Origin of the sequence: Comamonas endophytica (assembly GCF_023634805.2) — a bacterium.
GTDB classification, from domain to species: domain Bacteria; phylum Pseudomonadota; class Gammaproteobacteria; order Burkholderiales; family Burkholderiaceae_C; genus Comamonas; species Comamonas endophytica.
In genome coordinates this window covers 1,116,156-1,132,585 of the sequence record NZ_CP106881.1, presented here as the reverse complement: position 1 = coordinate 1,132,585, position 16,430 = coordinate 1,116,156, and the positions used below count along the sequence as shown (strand labels likewise).

At 67.1% G+C, this 16,430-nt stretch carries 13 protein-coding genes and 1 tRNA gene; 8 read left to right on the top strand and 6 right to left on the bottom strand.

Annotated elements, in window-relative coordinates; all coding sequences use genetic code 11:
* Nucleotides 1-71: 71 nt before the first annotated feature.
* A complete protein-coding gene (locus M9799_RS04945) occupies nucleotides 72-836 on the bottom strand; it encodes an SDR family oxidoreductase (RefSeq protein ID WP_231043545.1) in 765 nt (254 codons plus the stop codon).
* 111 nt (nucleotides 837-947) lie between these two features.
* Between M9799_RS04945 and M9799_RS04940 the strand changes: the two genes are divergently transcribed.
* The 3 genes from M9799_RS04940 (at nucleotide 948) to M9799_RS04930 (ending at nucleotide 3,739) form a co-directional block, all read left to right on the top strand.
* On the top strand, nucleotides 948-1,511 hold the full coding sequence (locus tag M9799_RS04940; protein ID WP_231043546.1) for a peroxiredoxin: 564 nt from the start codon (nucleotides 948-950) through the stop codon (nucleotides 1,509-1,511).
* 104 nt (nucleotides 1,512-1,615) lie between these two features.
* Nucleotides 1,616-2,113 (top strand): DUF4142 domain-containing protein, encoded by a 498-nt coding sequence (locus M9799_RS04935; RefSeq protein WP_231043547.1) that lies wholly within the window; start codon nucleotides 1,616-1,618, stop codon nucleotides 2,111-2,113.
* A 285-nt stretch (nucleotides 2,114-2,398) separates the two neighbouring features.
* Nucleotides 2,399-3,739 (top strand): HD-GYP domain-containing protein, encoded by a 1,341-nt coding sequence (locus M9799_RS04930; RefSeq protein ID WP_231043548.1) that lies wholly within the window; start codon nucleotides 2,399-2,401, stop codon nucleotides 3,737-3,739.
* Between the two features lie 18 nt (nucleotides 3,740-3,757).
* Here M9799_RS04930 and M9799_RS04925 read toward each other — a convergent pair whose 3' ends face one another.
* The 3 genes from M9799_RS04925 to M9799_RS04915 form a co-directional block, all read right to left on the bottom strand.
* Nucleotides 3,758-5,197: an iron-containing redox enzyme family protein gene (locus M9799_RS04925; RefSeq protein ID WP_255662604.1), complete on the bottom strand. Its 1,440-nt coding sequence runs from the start codon at nucleotides 5,195-5,197 to the stop codon at nucleotides 3,758-3,760.
* A gap of 190 nt (nucleotides 5,198-5,387) precedes the next feature.
* Nucleotides 5,388-7,580 carry an outer membrane protein assembly factor BamB family protein gene (locus M9799_RS04920; RefSeq protein WP_231043550.1) on the bottom strand — a complete coding sequence of 731 codons (2,193 nt, stop codon included), beginning with the start codon at nucleotides 7,578-7,580 and terminating at the stop codon, nucleotides 5,388-5,390.
* A gap of 26 nt (nucleotides 7,581-7,606) precedes the next feature.
* Nucleotides 7,607-8,707 carry a ThuA domain-containing protein gene (locus M9799_RS04915; RefSeq protein ID WP_231043551.1) on the bottom strand — a complete coding sequence of 367 codons (1,101 nt, stop codon included), beginning with the start codon at nucleotides 8,705-8,707 and terminating at the stop codon, nucleotides 7,607-7,609.
* A gap of 235 nt (nucleotides 8,708-8,942) precedes the next feature.
* Here M9799_RS04915 and M9799_RS04910 point away from each other — a divergent pair, with 235 nt between their 5' ends.
* From M9799_RS04910 to M9799_RS04895, 4 genes are all read left to right on the top strand, one after another.
* On the top strand, nucleotides 8,943-10,229 hold the full coding sequence (locus M9799_RS04910; protein ID WP_231043552.1) for a putative DNA modification/repair radical SAM protein: 1,287 nt from the start codon (nucleotides 8,943-8,945) through the stop codon (nucleotides 10,227-10,229).
* 5 nt (nucleotides 10,230-10,234) lie between these two features.
* Entirely contained in the window at nucleotides 10,235-11,203 is a 969-nt protein-coding gene (locus tag M9799_RS04905) for a TIGR03915 family putative DNA repair protein (protein WP_231043553.1), read from the top strand.
* A 124-nt stretch (nucleotides 11,204-11,327) separates the two neighbouring features.
* Nucleotides 11,328-12,803 carry a CYTH and CHAD domain-containing protein gene (locus tag M9799_RS04900; RefSeq protein WP_231043554.1) on the top strand — a complete coding sequence of 492 codons (1,476 nt, stop codon included), beginning with the start codon at nucleotides 11,328-11,330 and terminating at the stop codon, nucleotides 12,801-12,803.
* A gap of 75 nt (nucleotides 12,804-12,878) precedes the next feature.
* Nucleotides 12,879-12,955 (top strand) — tRNA-Arg (locus tag M9799_RS04895).
* Nucleotides 12,956-13,040: 85 nt separating this feature from the next.
* Here the strand turns inward: M9799_RS04895 and M9799_RS04890 are convergent.
* On the bottom strand, nucleotides 13,041-14,339 hold the full coding sequence (locus M9799_RS04890; RefSeq protein ID WP_231043555.1) for a tryptophan--tRNA ligase: 1,299 nt from the start codon (nucleotides 14,337-14,339) through the stop codon (nucleotides 13,041-13,043).
* A gap of 36 nt (nucleotides 14,340-14,375) precedes the next feature.
* Nucleotides 14,376-15,044 (bottom strand): site-2 protease family protein, encoded by a 669-nt coding sequence (locus M9799_RS04885; RefSeq protein WP_231043556.1) that lies wholly within the window; start codon nucleotides 15,042-15,044, stop codon nucleotides 14,376-14,378.
* A gap of 162 nt (nucleotides 15,045-15,206) precedes the next feature.
* Between M9799_RS04885 and M9799_RS04880 the strand changes: the two genes are divergently transcribed.
* Nucleotides 15,207-16,418, top strand: a complete 1,212-nt coding sequence (locus M9799_RS04880; RefSeq protein WP_231043557.1) for a methyl-accepting chemotaxis protein — start codon at nucleotides 15,207-15,209, stop codon at nucleotides 16,416-16,418.
* The last annotated feature ends 12 nt before the right edge of the window (nucleotides 16,419-16,430 follow it).

Here is a 16,430-nt window from a genome sequence, read left to right as displayed (position 1 = left end):
TACAGCGGATTCCCTATACCGCCACACGGGATAGGTCCACCGACCCCGTGCAGCGTTGGCCTGATCAGGCCTCAGCCCCGGCCGACGAAAGGCATCTTGGTGGCCATGACGGTGTGGAACAGCACGTTGGCCTCGAGCGGAAGATTGGCCATGTACAGCACCGACTGGCCCACCACGCCCACATCCATGGTCGGCTCGACGGCGATCTCGCCATTGGCCTGGGGCACGCCCTGCGTCATGCGCTCGGCCAGCTCGGTCAGCGCGTTGCCGATGTCGATCTGCCCCACGGCGATGTCGTACTGTCGGCCATCGAGCGCCGCGGTCTTGGTCAGCCCCATCACCGCATGCTTGGTCGCGGTGTAGGCGATCGAATTCGGGCGCGGCGCATGCGCCGAGATCGAGCCGTTGTTGATGATGCGCCCGCCCTGCGGGCTTTGGCTCTGCATCACCTTGAAGGCCTGCTGCAGGCAATAGAACATGCCGTTGAGGTTGACATCGACCACCTCGCGCCACTGCTGCGCAGTCCAGTCGATGAAGGAGCCGGGCGGGTTGCCGCGGCCGGCGTTGTTGAACAGCACATCGACGCGGCCGAACTGCTCGACGGCGCGGGCAAACAACGCGGCAACGGCTTCAGGGTCGGCCACATCGGTGGGCACGCACAGCACGCGGCCACCGGCACCATGCAGCGCTTCGGCTTCCTCCTTCACCTGCTCCAGCAGCTGCGCCCGGCGCCCCGCCAGGACCACGTCGAAGCCGCCGCCCAGCAGCGCCAGCGCCGCGGCCTTGCCGATGCCCGAGCCGGCGCCCGTGATGACCGCTACTTTCCTGGATGCCATTGCCTGTTCTCCCGAATATGAGTGCAAAAGCCCCATTGTCCGTGCATTGCGCCGACCTGGCGCCGGCGCGAAGGCGGGACAATGCAGGACATCCCATTGGAAAGGTAAACCATGCGCAGTTCCGGCTTTGGCGTTCGTGCCGCATTCCCCGCAGCCCTGGTGCTGGCGGCCCTGTTCTCCACGGCGGCCCATGCCGTGCTCAAGCCCGGCGACGCGGCGCCCACCTTCACCACGCAGGCCGCGGTGGCCGGCAAGCCCTTCGCGTTCAACCTGCAGGCGGCGCTGCAGAAAGGGCCGGTGGTGCTGTACTTCTTCCCCAAGGCCTTCACCCAGGGCTGCACCCTCGAAGCCCACGCGTTTGCCGAGGCCACGCCGCGGTTCAAGGCGCTGGGCGCGCAGGTGGTGGGCATGTCGCATGACGACATCGACACCCTGCAGCGTTTTTCCGAGGAAGCCTGCCGCGACCAGTTTGCCGTGGCGTCCGACCCGCAGGCGCGCACCATCCAGGCCTATGACGCGGCGGCCGCGGCCAATCCGCAGCGCGCTGACCGCATCTCCTATGTGATCGGGCAGGACGGCAGGATCAAGTTCGCGCATGTCGGGGCCGATCCCGTGGAGCATGTGGGCAAGACTATGGCCGCGGTGGAGCAACTGCAGCGCGGCAAGAAGCCCTAGGGGCATGATGGCCCGTAGGTCCATTCCCATCGGGCAATGGGGTGCCGGCTGACGAACACCGTGCCGGCAGGGGCTTAACGTGGGGTTTTTACAAGGAGCCTCCAATGAAACTCAGCCATTTCGCCGCCGCCGCATTCAGCGTTGCCATGATTGCCAGCGCACACGCTGAAGTCAGCAAGAAGGACCAGGACTTCATGACCAAGGCCGCCGCGGGCGGCATGTACGAAGTCGCGGCCGGCCAGCTGGCGCAGCAAAAGGGCAGCGCGGAAGGCGTGAAGTCCTATGGCGCGATGCTGGTCAAGGACCACACTGCAGCCAACGAGGAACTCAAGAGCCTGGCGAGCACCAAGGGCGTGGCGCTGCCCACGGCGCTGCCCACCGACAAGCAGGCCCGCCTGGACAAGATCGGCCGTGCAAGCAACTTCGACAAGGAGTTCGTCAAGGAAGTCGGCCTCGACGACCACAAGAAGGACATCTCGCTGTTCGAGAAGGCCAGCAAGAACGCAGACGACGCCGACGTGAAGGCCTTTGCCACGAAGACCCTGCCGGTCCTGAAGGCCCACCGCGAGCATGCGGACGGCCTGCGCAAGTCCATCAAATAAAGACGGTGGCTCGAACGTAGCCAGCGCTTCGGGCCAGCCTCCCGCAAGAAAACCGCAACTGCCCCCGGGCACTTGCGGTTTTTTGCATCGGGCAGGCGTCATCCAAAGCGCGCGGCCATCTCCGCGCGGGTGCCGCCGGGCCAGGGCACCGGGTCGCTTGGCCCAGCTGCTGCAGGTCGCGGGCAGGAAGGGCCGAGCCCAGGTACGGTCTTTGGAAATGACGCAGACTCGGATTGTGACACGATGTAAGTTGTACATCGAGTTGAACCCACTCCCACGTCTGCCATGCATGGACTGCGCCTTTCGGAGCTAATCTCCGCCCTAAGCCACGCCCTCGATATCACCGAGGGGCAGCCCCAGGGGCACTGCACCCGCTGCTGCTGGATCGGCACGCAGGTCGGGCAGCGCCTGGGCCTGGCGCACGAGGAGCTCTGGGGCCTGTACTACACGCTGCTGCTCAAGGATCTGGGATGCAGCAGCAATGCCGCGCGCATCTGCGAGCTCTACCTGACCAACGACCTGGCGTTCAAGCACGACTTCAAGACGGTGGGCGACAGCCTGCCCCAGGTGCTGAACTTCGTGCTGTCGCATACCGGCCTGCGCGCGCCGCTGGCCGAGCGCTTTCGCGCGGTGATGAACATCCTGCGCAACGGCACGCAGCTGGCCGACGAGCTGATCCAGACGCGCTGCCAGCGCGGCGCCGAGATCGCGCGGCTGCTGCGCTTTCCCGAGTCGGTGGCGCGGGGCATCTACCATCTGGACGAGCATTTCAACGGCAAGGGCCGGCCCGACGGCCTGGGCGGGCAGGACATTCCGCTGTATTCGCGCATCGCGCTGCTGTCGCAGGTGGTCGATGTGTTCCATACCAGCGGCGGGCGCGAAGCCGTGATGCAGGAACTGCAGCGCCGGCGCGGCCAGTGGCTGGACCCGGCCGTGATCGACGCTTTCATCGAGGTGGCCGACGCCGGGTTCTGGGAACGGCTGGCCCGCGAGGACATCGGCGCCGCGGTGCTGGCGCTCGAGCCTGCCTCGGTGCCGGTGCCGCTGGATGAAGACTATCTGGACGACATCGCCGCGGCGTTCGGGCAGGTCGTCGATTCCAAGAGCCCCTACACCAGCGGGCACAGCGCGCGCGTGGCGCTCTATGTCGACCTGATGGCCGAGACCATGGGCTTCAACGAGGAGCGGCGCCGCTGGCTCAGGCGGGGCGCGCTGCTGCACGACATCGGCAAGCTCGGTGTCAGCAACAGCATCCTCGACAAACCCGGCAAGCTCGACCGTGACGAATGGATTGCGGTGCAGCAGCATGCTATCCATACCGAAACCATCCTATCGCGCATTGCCGCGTTTGGCGAGCTCGCGCGCATTGCTGGCGCGCACCACGAGCGCCTGGACGGCACCGGCTATCCCCGCGGGCTGGACGCGCGCGACATCACGCTCGAGACGCGCATCATCACCTGCGCCGACATCTTCGATGCCATCACCGCAGCCCGCCCTTACCGCGGCGCGGTGCCGGTCGAGGAAACGCTGGAAATCATGGACGCGGCCGTCGGCACCGCCATCGATCCCGAATGCTTCGCGGCGCTCAAGGCCTGCATCCACCGCCTGCCGCCGATGCCATCGTGAGCGGCGCGCGGGCGAGATTCAGGGCGCGCCGAGAAAAAGCCGGGTCGCCTTCAGGCCCACCGGAGTCCAGTGCAGGGCCGGCGACATGGCTTGCACCAGCAGATCGCGTTTGGCGGCCGGATCCAGCGAAGGATAGCGCTGCTCGAAGATCTCCAGATCGGTATCGAGCCCGGCCGCGCTGCGGTCGGGGGCCGCGCCGCGGGCGGCCTTGAGCCGCTGCTCCACGCGGAAGCTCCTCTGCCGGGTCTGGCTGCCGGGCGCGGCGTCCTTGTCGAACTTGGCGCCATCGACGCTGTCCGGCCCGCGGATCCAGTCATGGATCACCTGCAGCTCGTAGGGCGAGAACACGCCGAACATCTCCGCGCGCTCGCCCTGCAGCAGCTGCCAGAAGCGGCTTTCGCTGGCCGGCTGGTTGCGCTTGATCCAACCCGACTTCTCCAGCGCCGCGAGGAACTCGGGCATCGCGTCGGGGGTCGAGAGCCAGTCGTTCACGCTGCGCCCCGCCACCTTGCAGAAGTCGGAATGCGCGCCATTGCCCGAGGGGGCCTTGCGCGCCATGATGGCAATGACCTCGTTCTCGATGTCGAAGCCGTCGATCACGTCCAGCGTGCTCACGCCCAGGTTGCCCAGCTTGGCGCCGGCGCGCACCCGGCGCCAGTAGTCGCCATCGTCGTCGATGCGCGGCGCGGCGTCGAGCGCAGCGACGCAGGCGCGCTTGGCATGGCCGGTGTCGGCATTGTCCACGGTGACATGCAGCACGAAGTAGTAGGGGTCGATGCCCAGCTCGTTGAGCTCGTAGGAGGTGATGAGCAGGTGCAGGGGCAACTGCTCGTAGGCCAGGTTGAAACCCACGATCTCGGGCAGGAACTCCTGCGCGTTCCAGCCCAGCGCCAGCTGCACCAGCCCCTGCTGGTAGAGCGCATCGGGCAGCTCGCCGACGGGATCGAGCCCATAGGTCTCCAGCAGCGCGCGGTAGAGCTTGACGTGGTTCTTGTCGTCCAGGCCGTCGCCCAGCTCCTCGACATAGGTCGTCACCAGGTCCGACAGGCGCGAATTGCCGGCATGCGCGCACAGGCCATAGAGCCAGGAGCCGTCGACCAGCTTGGTGGGCGCGACATTGCGCAGGAAATACAGCGCATGGGCGCGGTTGAGGAAATAGCGCCGCGGGCTGCCGGCCTTGCGCCCTTCCAGATAGGCCTGGTACTGGCCGTGCACCTTCTGGACATTGGCTTCCATCCAGGCCGTGAGGCCCGACGGGTCGTCCGGCAGATCGTCTTCCTGCTGCGCCACGTCCTGCAGCGCCTGGCGCAGGAACTCGGCCGCGGTCTCGCGTTCCTGGTCGCTGGGGATGTGATTCGCCAGCCGGTCGTAGAGGGGGAAGAAAGCCGTGCCCTTCCGGGGACAGTCCACTGGAGCGACGGCGGAAATCGGGAGATCGGGGGACTGGAGGGCGTACATACAAAAAGGGGAAAAGTTATGCCCTGAGCGTGCGTTCACATCCGCGTCCTGGATGTCGGGACATGGCATGCAATGGGGTGGGCGAGCTCCTACAGGTCGCCGGCCCGCCCCGCTCCCTGAATGAAAAAGCCTGCCATGGCTGTGCATGGCAGGCTTGGATGCATCGACCTGGGCCTTGCGGCCCGTGGCGTCATTGCGCGCTGACGACAATCTTGCCGGTGGGGCGCGGGCTGTGGCAGTCGTTGTAGAAGTACTCGCCGGGCTGCGTGAACCTGTGCTGTGCCGACTCGCCCGGCGCCAGCTTGAAGTTGAACACGCCTTCGAAGAACTGCGTGGCGCAATGCGCGTTCTTGTTGTCCGCCGGGTTGGTGAAGGTCACGGTGGTGTTCAGCGGCACCGTCATCCAGGTGGGCGTCATGGCGTTGACGGCCGTGGATTCCGCCGCGCCCGGCGCGTTGGTGGCGGTCTGCACGCGTCCCAGGAAGACGGTGTAGGGCGTGGGCAGGCTGGCGCCGGCCACCGCCGTGCCGGAGACCGGACGGCGCACCTGCGGCGGCTTGGGCGCCTCGACCGCCGGCACCTTGCCGCCGACCTTGAAGGCCCAGAGATAGTCGCCGCGCGGCGCATCGCTGTAGGGGATGGACGTGCCGCCCGCGAACACCGCGATGTACTGCTCGCCGTCGATCTCGTAGCTCACCGGGCTGGCGCTGATCGAGGCGCCGGTCTGGAAGCGCCAGACCTCGTTGCCGTTGTCCGCGTCCATGGCGATCAGGTTGCCGTCGGGCTGGCCGATGAACAGCAGGTTGCCGGCCGTCGAGAGGATGCCGTTGCCGTGGGCCAGCGAGTAGGGCATGGCCTTCTTCCAGCGCACGAGGTTGGTGCTGGGATCGACGGCGACGACGCCGCCGGTCTGGTAGGTGCCCGGCGGGCGCAGGCCGTTGCTGGCCTCGGTCAGCGAGTGCGCCGCGCCCACATAGCCATAGCCGGTGTAGACCAGCTTGGTCTTGGGGCTGAACGACTGGTGGTTCCAGTTGGCGCCGCCGCCGTGGCCCGGCACCGACAGGATCGGAATGTCCCAGTGCGGATCGAACAGGCAGCCCTTCTGGTAGTTGGGAATGGCGCGATTCGGGTCGCCCGGAACGGCCGTGCCCAGTTGCTGGTCGACCACGCAGGTCTCGGTCCAGGCGCCCTGGCGCGGGATCGGCTGTGTCGGCCAGGTCGCCTGGCGCGCGTCCTGCTTGACCGGGATCTCGTCGATGCCCAGCGGCGCGGAGCCGTCCTTGCGGTCGAGGATGTAGTACATGCCGGTCTTGCTGCCGTAGATCACGACCTTGCGCAGCTGCGTGCCGATCATCACGTCGGCCAGCACCGGCGACATCACGTTGTCCATGTCCCAGATGTCATGGTGCACGGACTGGAAATGCCACTTGTACTCGCCGGTGTCGGAGTCGAGCGCGACGATGGAATTGGCGAACAGGTTCAGGCCCGGGCGCTTGGAGCCGTCCTGCGAGGAGCCGCCGCGCACGTTGCCGAAGGTCCAGTAGACCATCTTGAGCTCGGGGTCGACCGCCGGGTGGATCCAGGGCGTGGCGCCCGTGCGGTCGGACTCGGCGGCGCCGCCCCAGGTCTCGGAGCCGCGCGTGCCGGGCTTGGGAATGCCCCAGAACACGTTCAGCACTTCGCCGTTGGTGGCATCGGCGGTGAAGGCCGCGCCGCGGTTGCCGTCGTTGGTGCCGATGTACAGGCGCTTGTTGTGATAGACGATGGCCACCTTCTGCACCGCGCCCAGGTAGTTGGCATCGGTGGTGGCGCTGGGGTACTGCTTGATCCAGGCGACCTCGCCGGTGGCGATCTTCAGCGCCACCAGCCGGTTGCCCGGGGCCACGGTGTAGACCAGGCCCAGCTCCTTGGCCACGCCCACGCCGCGGCGGGTGATCGTGCCGTAGGGGGTCTCCCATTTCCACTTGGTGACGCCGGTCTTGCCGTCGACCGCGACCACGTTGCCCAGCGCGGTTTCCAGGTAGATGACGCCATCGACCACCACCGTGGTGCTCTGGTTGGTGCCGGTGTTCAGGCCGCCTTCGACGCGGTTGAGCCAGGCGCCGCCGAGCTGGGCGATGTTGCGCTTGTCCAGCGCGGCCAGGCCGCTGTAGTTCTGGTTGCCAAGGTTGCCGCCCACCTTGGGGAAGTCCTTGTCGCCCGGAGTGCAGCAGTCGCTGAGATCGGCGGCCGGCGTCGGTGCCGGTGCCGGGTCGGGAGTGGGCGCGGGCGCCGGTGCCGGCGCGGTGGCGGGTTTGTCGCTGCCGCCGCAGCCGATCAGCACCACGGGCAGGCAGATGATGGCCGCTGCGATCGCAGAAAGCGTGTAGGAACGTGTCTTCACGGATATCCCCTAGGTGTTGTTGGAGCTCAGCGCGTGGAGGTACCTGCTGCGGCACCTGCGGCGGGAGCCGCAGCCGGGGTGCTGGTGCAGAACTCGGTCAACCCCATGGTCGACTTGACGGCCTGGACCACCATCTTCTGGAAGTCCTTGGCGCCCGGCGCAGCGGAGTTCGCGGTGAAGTGGTCTGCGGCATGGCCCAGCGTGCTCAGCCAGGCACGGCCGCCGTCGTAATACTGGCACCAGGCGACGGGGTGGAAGTCCTTGTGGCCTGGATGCGGCGCGGCCGTCAGCGGGTTCAGCGTCGAGGTATCGACCTTGGCCAGGAACTTCACGTTGGTCGGGAAGGGCGCGAGGTTGTACCACTCGTCCTTGAACGGGAAGCTCAGCGACACGCCCTCGGTGGATGGATCCTGCGCCACGATCTGCACCGTGCCGTCGCGGTTCGGGCCGTGGTTGTAGAAGTTGGCGTTGCCCAGCAGACCTTCGTAGTAGGGCCAGTTGTATTCGGCGCCGAAGGCGTTGTGCAGGCCGACGAAGCCGCCGCCGCGGCGCATGTAGTTGCGCAGGGAGGTGCGCGCCGCATCATTGCTGGTGGGCACAGCCTCGTTCCACAGCGTGTCGCGGTTGGAGCTGGCGAAGATGACGGTCTTGTAGTTGTTGATGCGGCCGCTGAGCACTGTGACGTCCTCGGTCCAGTCGGCCTGGATGCCCGCTTCCTCCATCATGCGCTTGAGGCCGGCCTGCATGACGTTGTCGGCGTTCATGGGAGGATTCAGCCCGGCGGCCATGGGCGTGCCCAGATTGGCGTGGCGCGGGCCGGCGGTGCGCGAGTAGATCAGCACGCGGTTGGGCGTGGAGGCAAACGCGCCCCAGTCGCTGTAGCACTTTGGGTTCGTGCCGCGGCAGACGTTGTAATAGGCATCGAAGCTGTTGTCGACGACTTCCGGTGTCTCCACCGCGGGCGGCTGCGGCTGCTCGCCCGTGGGCGGCGTCGGGTCGACGACCGCTGGCGGCTGCGGCTGGGCGGCGTTGTCGCCATCGCCGTTGCCGCCGCCGCAGGCGCCCAGTCCCACCGCCATGGCCGAGGCAAGGGCGGCATAGGCAAATTTCTTGTTGAGCTTTCTCATATGGCTCTGTCTCCGTTGATTGTTGAGGTGCCCGGCCCTGTACGCTGCTGGAGCAAGGCAGAGGGACCCCCGGAGCATGAATTTTTGTGGAAAAGTTTTCCATAATGGAAATCCCTTCTATATATTTCTGATTGTTGCAGTATGTTGTGCGAGCTCCAGCGGGAGGGGAGCCAGAGAACGCAACAGCTATTTCCTTGGCGTAAGTAATGGTTTGTTATTTCTGTATATTCATACAGTGGAATTGCAAACCAAACTCGCCGTTCTGGCCGATGCCGCCAAATACGACGCCTCCTGCTCCTCGAGCGGCAGCGCCAAGCGCAATGCCGTGGGCGGCGGCATCGGCTCGACCGAGGGCAGCGGCATCTGCCACAGCTACACGCCGGACGGGCGCTGCATCTCGCTGCTGAAGATCCTGCTGACCAATTTCTGCATCTACGACTGCAAGTACTGCATCAACCGCGTCAGCTCGAACATCCCGCGCGCGCGCTTCTCGGTGGCGGAGGTCGTCGACCTCACGCTCGACTTCTACCGGCGCAACTGCATCGAGGGCCTGTTCCTGTCGAGCGGCATCATCCGCAGCAGCAACTACACGATGGAGCAGCTCGTCGGCGTGGCGCGCACGCTGCGCCTTACGCACGGCTTCAAGGGCTACATCCATCTCAAGACCATTCCCGATGCCGACCCTGAGCTTTTGGCCGAAGCTGGCCTCTATGCCGACCGACTTAGCATCAATATCGAGCTGCCCACGGTGCAGGGCCTGGCGCAGCTCGCGCCCGAGAAAAGCAGCGCCACCATCCACCAGGCGATGGGCCAGCTGCACGATCACATCGCGACCTCCAAGGCCGAGCGCAAGGAGGCGAGCAAGACTTCCGTCGTCTCCATGCCGCGCTCGTGCCGCACCCGGCCCACGGCGCCCAAGGCCTTTGCGCCTGGCGGCCAGAGCACGCAGATGATCGTCGGCGCCGATGGCGCGGACGATGGCGACATCATCGTCACCAGCTCCAGGCTCTACACCGGCTATCGGCTGCGCCGCGTCTACTACTCGGCTTTCAGCCCCATTCCCGATGCCACGGCCGAGCTGCCGCTGATCGCCCCGCCACTCGTGCGCGAGCACCGGCTCTACCAGGCCGACTGGCTGATGCGCTTCTACGGCTTCGAGGCGCACGAGATCGTGCCCGCGGGCGCGCAGGGCAAGCGCATGCTGTCGCTGGAGCACGACCCGAAGCTGGCCTGGGCGCTGGCGCACCGCGAGCGTTTCCCCGTCGACCTGAACACCGCGCCGCGCGAGATGCTGCTGCGCGTGCCGGGCCTGGGCGTGGGCAGCGTCGACAAGCTGCTGGCGGTGCGCCGCTTTCGCCAGCTGCGCAGCGCCGACATCGAGCGACTGCGCGTGCCCATGTCGAAGGTGCTGCCCTTCGTCGAATGCCTGGGCTGGAGCCCGGGCCGGCGGCTTGACGATCCGCTGCTGGCGGCCAAGCTGGTCCAGCCGATGGCGCCGCCGGTGCAGGCCAGCCTGTTCTAGATGCGATGGCGGCGCAGACCCTGATCCTGCCCGGCGACGGCACCGACTTCGCGCATTGGCGCAGCGTTGCGCGCTGGCTGTGGTCGCAGCAGGTGCCGCCCGAACAGGTCGTCTGGCATACCGAGGATGGGCAACGCGAGGCGCCCGATCTTTTTGCGCCGCCGCCCGGGCCTTCCGCGCTGGCTGCGCCGGCATCGTCCCCCGAGCGTCCATTGACCGTGCCGCGCGCCTGGCTGGAACAAGCCGAGCATTGCCTGCTGCACTGCGACCCCGACCGCTTTGCGCTGCTCTACCGGCTGCTGTGGCGCATGCAGCATGAACCCGCGCTGCGCCACGACCTGCTCGATGCCGACCACGTGCAGATGCAACATTGGATCAAGGCCGTGCGCCGCGAGGTGCACAAGACCCATGCCTTCGTGCGCTTCAGGCCCGTGGCGCTGGCCGATGACCCGGTGGATGGCGCCGGGCCGCTGCATGTCGCCTGGTTCGAGCCGGTGCACCATATCGTGCATGCCGCGGCGCCGTTTTTCGTCAAGCGCTTCGCCAACATGCGCTGGGCCATCCTCACGCCGCGCGTCAGCCTGCGCTGGTGGCCCGATGCGCCCGACGTCGCCGCGCTGGCGGCGCAGGGCGTGGAGCCCGACTTCGCGCTCAAACCCTTCAAGGCCCGCCCCGGCGTGCTGAGCTGGGGGCCGGGCGCCAGCGCCGAGGATGCGCCCGCGTTGGACGCCGGCGAGGGCCTGTGGCTCACCTATTACGCGCATATCTTCAACCCCGCGCGGCTCAAGGTGGCGGCCATGTGCAAGGAAATGCCGCGCAAGTACTGGCACAACCTGCCCGAGACCCAGCTGATATCGCCCATGATCCAGGCGGCGCAGGCGCGCAGCGCGGCGATGCTGGCCAATGCGCCCACGACACCGCAAAGAAAGCTGCCCCAGCGAGAGCTCCCGCGCAAGCCTGCCGTGAAGGACTAGGTGCCGACTGTCATCCGATGCTGCTAAAACGGCACGCACGGCCCCATAGCCGCCGTTATATTCACAAGACAACACGAAGACTGGGACTGTCAAGGCAGCATGTTCCCCAGCATTGGAGGGTTCCATGAACGAGATCGAACTGAAGTTCCAGGTGCCGGCCGCGCGGCGCCACTCCCTGCAGCAGGCGCTGGGCAAGCTCCACGCAGAAACACTGCGCCTGCAGGCGCAGTATTTCGATACGCCCGACCGGCGCCTGGCCGCGGCGCATATCTCGCTGCGACTGCGCCAGGAGGGCGATGCCTGGGTGCAGACGCTCAAGTGCCCGGGCGAGAACCGCTGGACTCGCCTGGAGCATGAGGTGCCGCGTGCCGACGGGGATGGAGAGCCGGTGCTCGATGTGGCGCTGCATGCCGATACGGAGGCCGGCAAGCGGCTGGCAGCCGTGCTGGGCAGCCGCGCCGATCGCCTGCAGGTGGTCTATGCCACCGATGTGCAGCGCAGCCTGCGCCTGATCAGCGCCCCTGGCGTGCAGGTCGAAGTCGCGCTGGACGTGGGCGAGATCCGCGCCGGCAGTGCCTGCCGCGAAGTGCACGAGATCGAATTCGAGCTCAAGGAGGGCTCCGTCGAGGCACTCGTGGCGCTGGCCTCGGGCTGGGTCGAGCGCCATGGGCTGTGGCTCGATGTCATCAGCAAGGCCGAGCGCGGCCAGCAGCTGGCGCGCGGCGCGCGCAGCGTGCTGGCCGTGCATGCGCGGCCGGTGATGCTGAAAGACCTGCAGTCGCCCGATGCGGCGCTGCGCCAGATGGTCGCGGCTTGCTTGGCCCATCTGCTGCCAAACGTGGCCGAGGTGGCCGGTGGCGACGCCGCGCCCGAGCATCTGCACCAGGCGCGCGTGGCGCTGCGCCGCCTGCGCACGGCGCTGCGCATCTATGGCGACTGGTCCGCTAATGTCGATCCGGAATGGGCGCCGGCGCTGGCCCGGCTGTTCGGGCAGATGGGCGCGCTGCGCGACCGCGATGCGCTCGAGGCAGGGCTGCTGCCGGCGCTGCGCGCGTCTGGCGCCCCGCTGGCCGAGCTGCCCGAGCCGGAGGGCGAGGAAGCCGCCGCCGACCCCGCCGACACCCTGCGCTCGCCGGCCAGCACGCGCATTTGGCTGGCGTTGATGGCGTTTGCCAACGGCGCGCCAAAGCAAGAGCAGGATGCGGCGCCCGAGCGCCAGGTGCGCAAGCTGGCGGCGAAGCGGCTCGAGCGTCTGCAGCGCCAGCTGGCGAAGGACGCCAAGGGCTATGCGGACCTGGACGACGAGCAGCGCCACCGCGCGCGCCGGCGCCTCAAGCGGCTGCGCTACGGCATTGAATTCACCGCCTCGCTGTTTCGCGCCAAGAAGGTCGAAGCCTATCTCGCCGATCTCAAGCCGGCACAGGATGCGCTGGGTGAATACAACGATCTGGTGGTGGCCGAGGAAGTATTCAGGCGGCTGGTGGAGCAGCAGCCCCAGGCCTGGTTTGCGCTGGGCTGGCTTGCGGCGCAGCGCACGCAGCTGCTCGATGCCTCGCAGCAGCGAATGCAGAAGTGGGCCAAGGAGCCAGGTTTCTGGTGACCCAGGCACGGCATTGCAAAAAAAGCCGGTTTTTTGCCTGGAGCTACCGGAAGTGCGGCTAGAATACGAAGCTTAGCGGCTGTAGCTCAGCTGGATAGAGTACTTGGCTACGAACCAAGGGGTCGTGGGTTCGATTCCTGCCAGCCGCACCAAACGACAAGCCCCGGAGTGGAAACATTCCGGGGCTTTTTCGTATCTGCCGCCTGTGCGGGTGCCCTCCGTGGAGGGCACCTTGTCTTATGCGTTGGCCGCAACCAGTTGGTCAAGAGCCTGCGCAACTTCCTGCGCATCGACCCCTTCGATGGGCGCCAGACGCCCGCTCAGGTCAGCCAGCGCCGCGCTGCCCTGCTGCTGCAGCCGCGCGATGCTCTGGCCCGCTTCCTTGGGCGCGTCGAAACCGGTGCTCTGCAGCAGCAGCTGGCCCGTGGCCGACAGCAGCTTGAAATAGAACTTGCCGTCGGCTTCGCGGTACTGCTTGAACTGCGGCAGCGCCGATTTCTGCGCCTTGGCGGCCTGCGGGGCCTGGGCCTGTGCCAGGCTGCGCAGGCCGACGGCTTCGCGCAGCTGGCGCATCAGCGGCGTGGCCAGCGCGCGTGCGCGTTCGCCGCCGGTGCGCAGGATGCGCTCGATCTGCGCCGGGTCGGCCATCAGGCTGTCGTAGCGTGCGCGCATGGGCGCGATTTCCTGGTCCAGGCGCTCGAACACCAGCTGCTTGGCATCGCCCCAGGCAATGCCCTGGGCGTAGCGCGCGCGCAGCGCTTCGGTTTCCGGGTTCGAGGCAAAAGCCTGGAACAGCTGGAACAGCGCCGAGCCTTCGGTCTCCTTGGGCTCGCCGGGCGCGCGCGAGTCGGTGGTGATGCCGTTGATCAGCTTGCGCAGCTGCTCGCGCGGCGTGAACAGCGGGATGGTGTTGTTGTAGCTCTTGCTCATCTTGCGGCCGTCGAGGCCGGGCAGCGTGGCGACGTTGTCGTCGATGACCACTTCGGGCAGCACCAGCAGCTCGCCGTAGAGATGGTTGAAGCTCGAGGCGATGTCGCGCGCCATCTCCAGGTGCTGGACCTGGTCGCGGCCCACCGGCACCTTGTGCGCCTGGAACATCAATATGTCGGCGGCCATCAGCACCGGATACATGAACAGCCCGGCGGTGACATCGGCATCGACGTCATTGCCGGCGGCCACGTTCTTGTCGACCGAAGCCTTGTAGGCATGGGCGCGGTTGAGCACGCCCTTGCCCGTGACGCAGGTCAGCAGCCAGCACAGCTCGGTGATCTCGGGCACGTCGGACTGGCGGTAGAGCATGACCTTCTCCGGGTCCAGGCCCGCGGCCAGCCAGCTGGCGGCGATCTCCAGCGTCGAGCGCTGCACGCGCGCCGGATCGGAGCACTTGATCAGCGCGTGGTAGTCGGCCAGGAAGTAGAAGCTCTGCACATCGGCGCGCTGGCTCGATTGCACGGCCGGGCGGATGGCGCCGACGTAGTTGCCGAGATGCGGGGTGCCCGACGGTGTGATGCCGGTGAGAAATCGGGTTTGGGACATGGCGGGAAACAATGGATCGCGAAAACGGGAAAACGCTCAGCGCAGCAGCGCCAGCAGCGGGGTCAGCAGCAGGTCGATGGCGCTGTAGCCCAGGCTCATCAAGGGGCGCAGCCACAGGCTGCCGACGATGCCGAACAGCACCAGCGCCAGCACGATGAAGAAGCCGAAGGGCTCGATGCGCGCCACCTGCTGGCCGATGCGCCAGGGCAGCAGGCCGACGAGGATGCGCCCGCCGTCGAGCGGCGGCAGCGGAAACAGGTTGAAGGCCCACATCACCAAGTTGACCAGAATGCCGGCGCGCGCCATCTCGACGAAGAAGCGCTCCTGCACGCCGGTGCCCACGAGCACCACCAGCAGCACGGCCCAGAAGATGGCCTGGAAGAAGTTCGACGCCGGCCCCGCCAGCGAGACCCAGATCATGTCGCGCTTGGGGTTGCGCAAGTGGTCGAAACGCACCGGCACGGGCTTTGCATAGCCGAACAGGAAGGCGCCCGAGGTGGCGAAATACAGCATCACCGGCATCAGGATCGTGCCGATGGGGTCGATATGCTTGAGGGGATTGAGCGTGATGCGCCCCAGCATGTGCGCCGTGTTGTCGCCGAAATGGCGCGCGGCATAGCCATGGGCCGCCTCGTGCACCGTGATGGCGAACAGCACGGGCAGGGCGTAGATGAGAACGGTTTGGATGAGATCGGAGAAGTCCACGCGTGGATTGTCTCAGACCGTTGACGCCCGGTCCCGACCGCGGGCATGTCCGGTATCGGAAATTGATCGGTTTGTTGCAAAATGCAAGAGGATGTGCCGGCAGGGCCGGAGCCACAAACACTATTACAGAAGTCGTTGCGCCAGGCGCAGGGAAAGGCAGACATGGGATTCGGCAGCTGGAAGATCGGCACCAGGCTGGTGCTCGCCTTTGGAGGCATTTGCGCAATGATGGCGCTGATGATGGTGGTCGCCGGCTGGAAGCTGGGCGGCGCCGAGCGTGCCCTGGAGGCCGGAGGCGCCACCGACATCGCCCAGGCGGCTGTGGAGCAGGTGCGCTGGTGGGTGCTGGGCCTGGGAGCCGCGGTGTTCGTGCTGGCGCTGGCGGCCTGGGCCAGCCTGCAGCGCGGCATCGTGCGGCCGCTGCAGCAGGCGATCCTGATTGCCGAGACCGTTGCCGCCGGCGACCTGAGCCAGGAGTTCAGCTCCGACCTGCAGGGCGATTTCGGCCGCCTGCTGGGCGCGCTGGGCACCATGGAGAACACGTTGACCGAACTGGTCGGCCGCATCCAGCAATCGAGCAATGCCATCTATGTGTCGGCCTCCGAGATCGATGGCGGCAATGCCGACCTGTCGCGCCGCACCGACGACCAGGTGGCGGCGCTGACCCAGACCGCCGCCAGCATGGAGCAGCTCACGGCCACCGTGCGCCAGAACGCCGACCGCGCGCGCTCGGCCAGCGGCCTGGCCGTGGGGGCGTCGGCCACGGCCGAGCGTGGCGGCGTGGTGGTGGGGCAGGTGGTGGACACCATGCAGGCCATCAGCGGCAGCTCGCGCAAGATCGTCGACATCATCCAGGTGATCGAAGGCATTGCCTTCCAGACCAATATCCTCGCGCTCAACGCCGCGGTGGAGGCCGCGCGTGCCGGCGACCAGGGCCGCGGCTTTGCCGTCGTGGCCAGCGAGGTGCGCAGCCTGGCCGGACGCTCGGCCGAGGCCGCCAAGCAGGTCAAGACGCTGATCACGGCCAGCGTGGACCAGGTGCAAAGCGGTGCCGCCCTGGTGGGCGAGGCCGGCAAGACCATGCAGGAGATCGTCGGCTCGGTGGGCCAGGTCACGGGGCTGTTGGGCGAGATCTCGCATGCGCTGCAGGAGCAGAGCGAAGGCATCGTCCAGGTCAATCTGGCCGTGGCGCACATGGATGGCGCGACCCAGGAGAACGCCAACCTGGTGGGCCAGGCCGGCCACGCGGCGCAGGCGCTGTCGCAGCGCGTGCAGGAGCTGCAGCGCGCGGTGGGGGCGTTCAAGCTGGAGGAGGAGGCGCCAGTGACGGTGGGCAGGGGAGCGCATCGCGGGGTACTAGCGATCGAGGGGTGAGCATTCCTCGCG

Bases quoted from the DNA above. Each gene is read 5' to 3' on its own strand.
- M9799_RS04945 (WP_231043545.1), bottom strand. From the start codon at position 836: ATGGCATCCAGGAAAGTAGCGGTCATCACGGGCGCCGGCTCGGGCATC.
- M9799_RS04940 (WP_231043546.1), top strand. From the start codon at position 948: ATGCGCAGTTCCGGCTTTGGCGTTCGTGCCGCATTCCCCGCAGCCCTG.
- M9799_RS04935 (WP_231043547.1), top strand. From the start codon at position 1,616: ATGAAACTCAGCCATTTCGCCGCCGCCGCATTCAGCGTTGCCATGATT.
- M9799_RS04930 (WP_231043548.1), top strand. From the start codon at position 2,399: ATGCATGGACTGCGCCTTTCGGAGCTAATCTCCGCCCTAAGCCACGCC.
- M9799_RS04925 (WP_255662604.1), bottom strand. From the start codon at position 5,197: ATGTACGCCCTCCAGTCCCCCGATCTCCCGATTTCCGCCGTCGCTCCA.
- M9799_RS04915 (WP_231043551.1), bottom strand. From the start codon at position 8,707: ATGAGAAAGCTCAACAAGAAATTTGCCTATGCCGCCCTTGCCTCGGCC.
- M9799_RS04905 (WP_231043553.1), top strand. From the start codon at position 10,235: ATGGCGGCGCAGACCCTGATCCTGCCCGGCGACGGCACCGACTTCGCG.
- M9799_RS04900 (WP_231043554.1), top strand. From the start codon at position 11,328: ATGAACGAGATCGAACTGAAGTTCCAGGTGCCGGCCGCGCGGCGCCAC.
- M9799_RS04890 (WP_231043555.1), bottom strand. From the start codon at position 14,339: ATGTCCCAAACCCGATTTCTCACCGGCATCACACCGTCGGGCACCCCG.
- M9799_RS04880 (WP_231043557.1), top strand. From the start codon at position 15,207: ATGGGATTCGGCAGCTGGAAGATCGGCACCAGGCTGGTGCTCGCCTTT.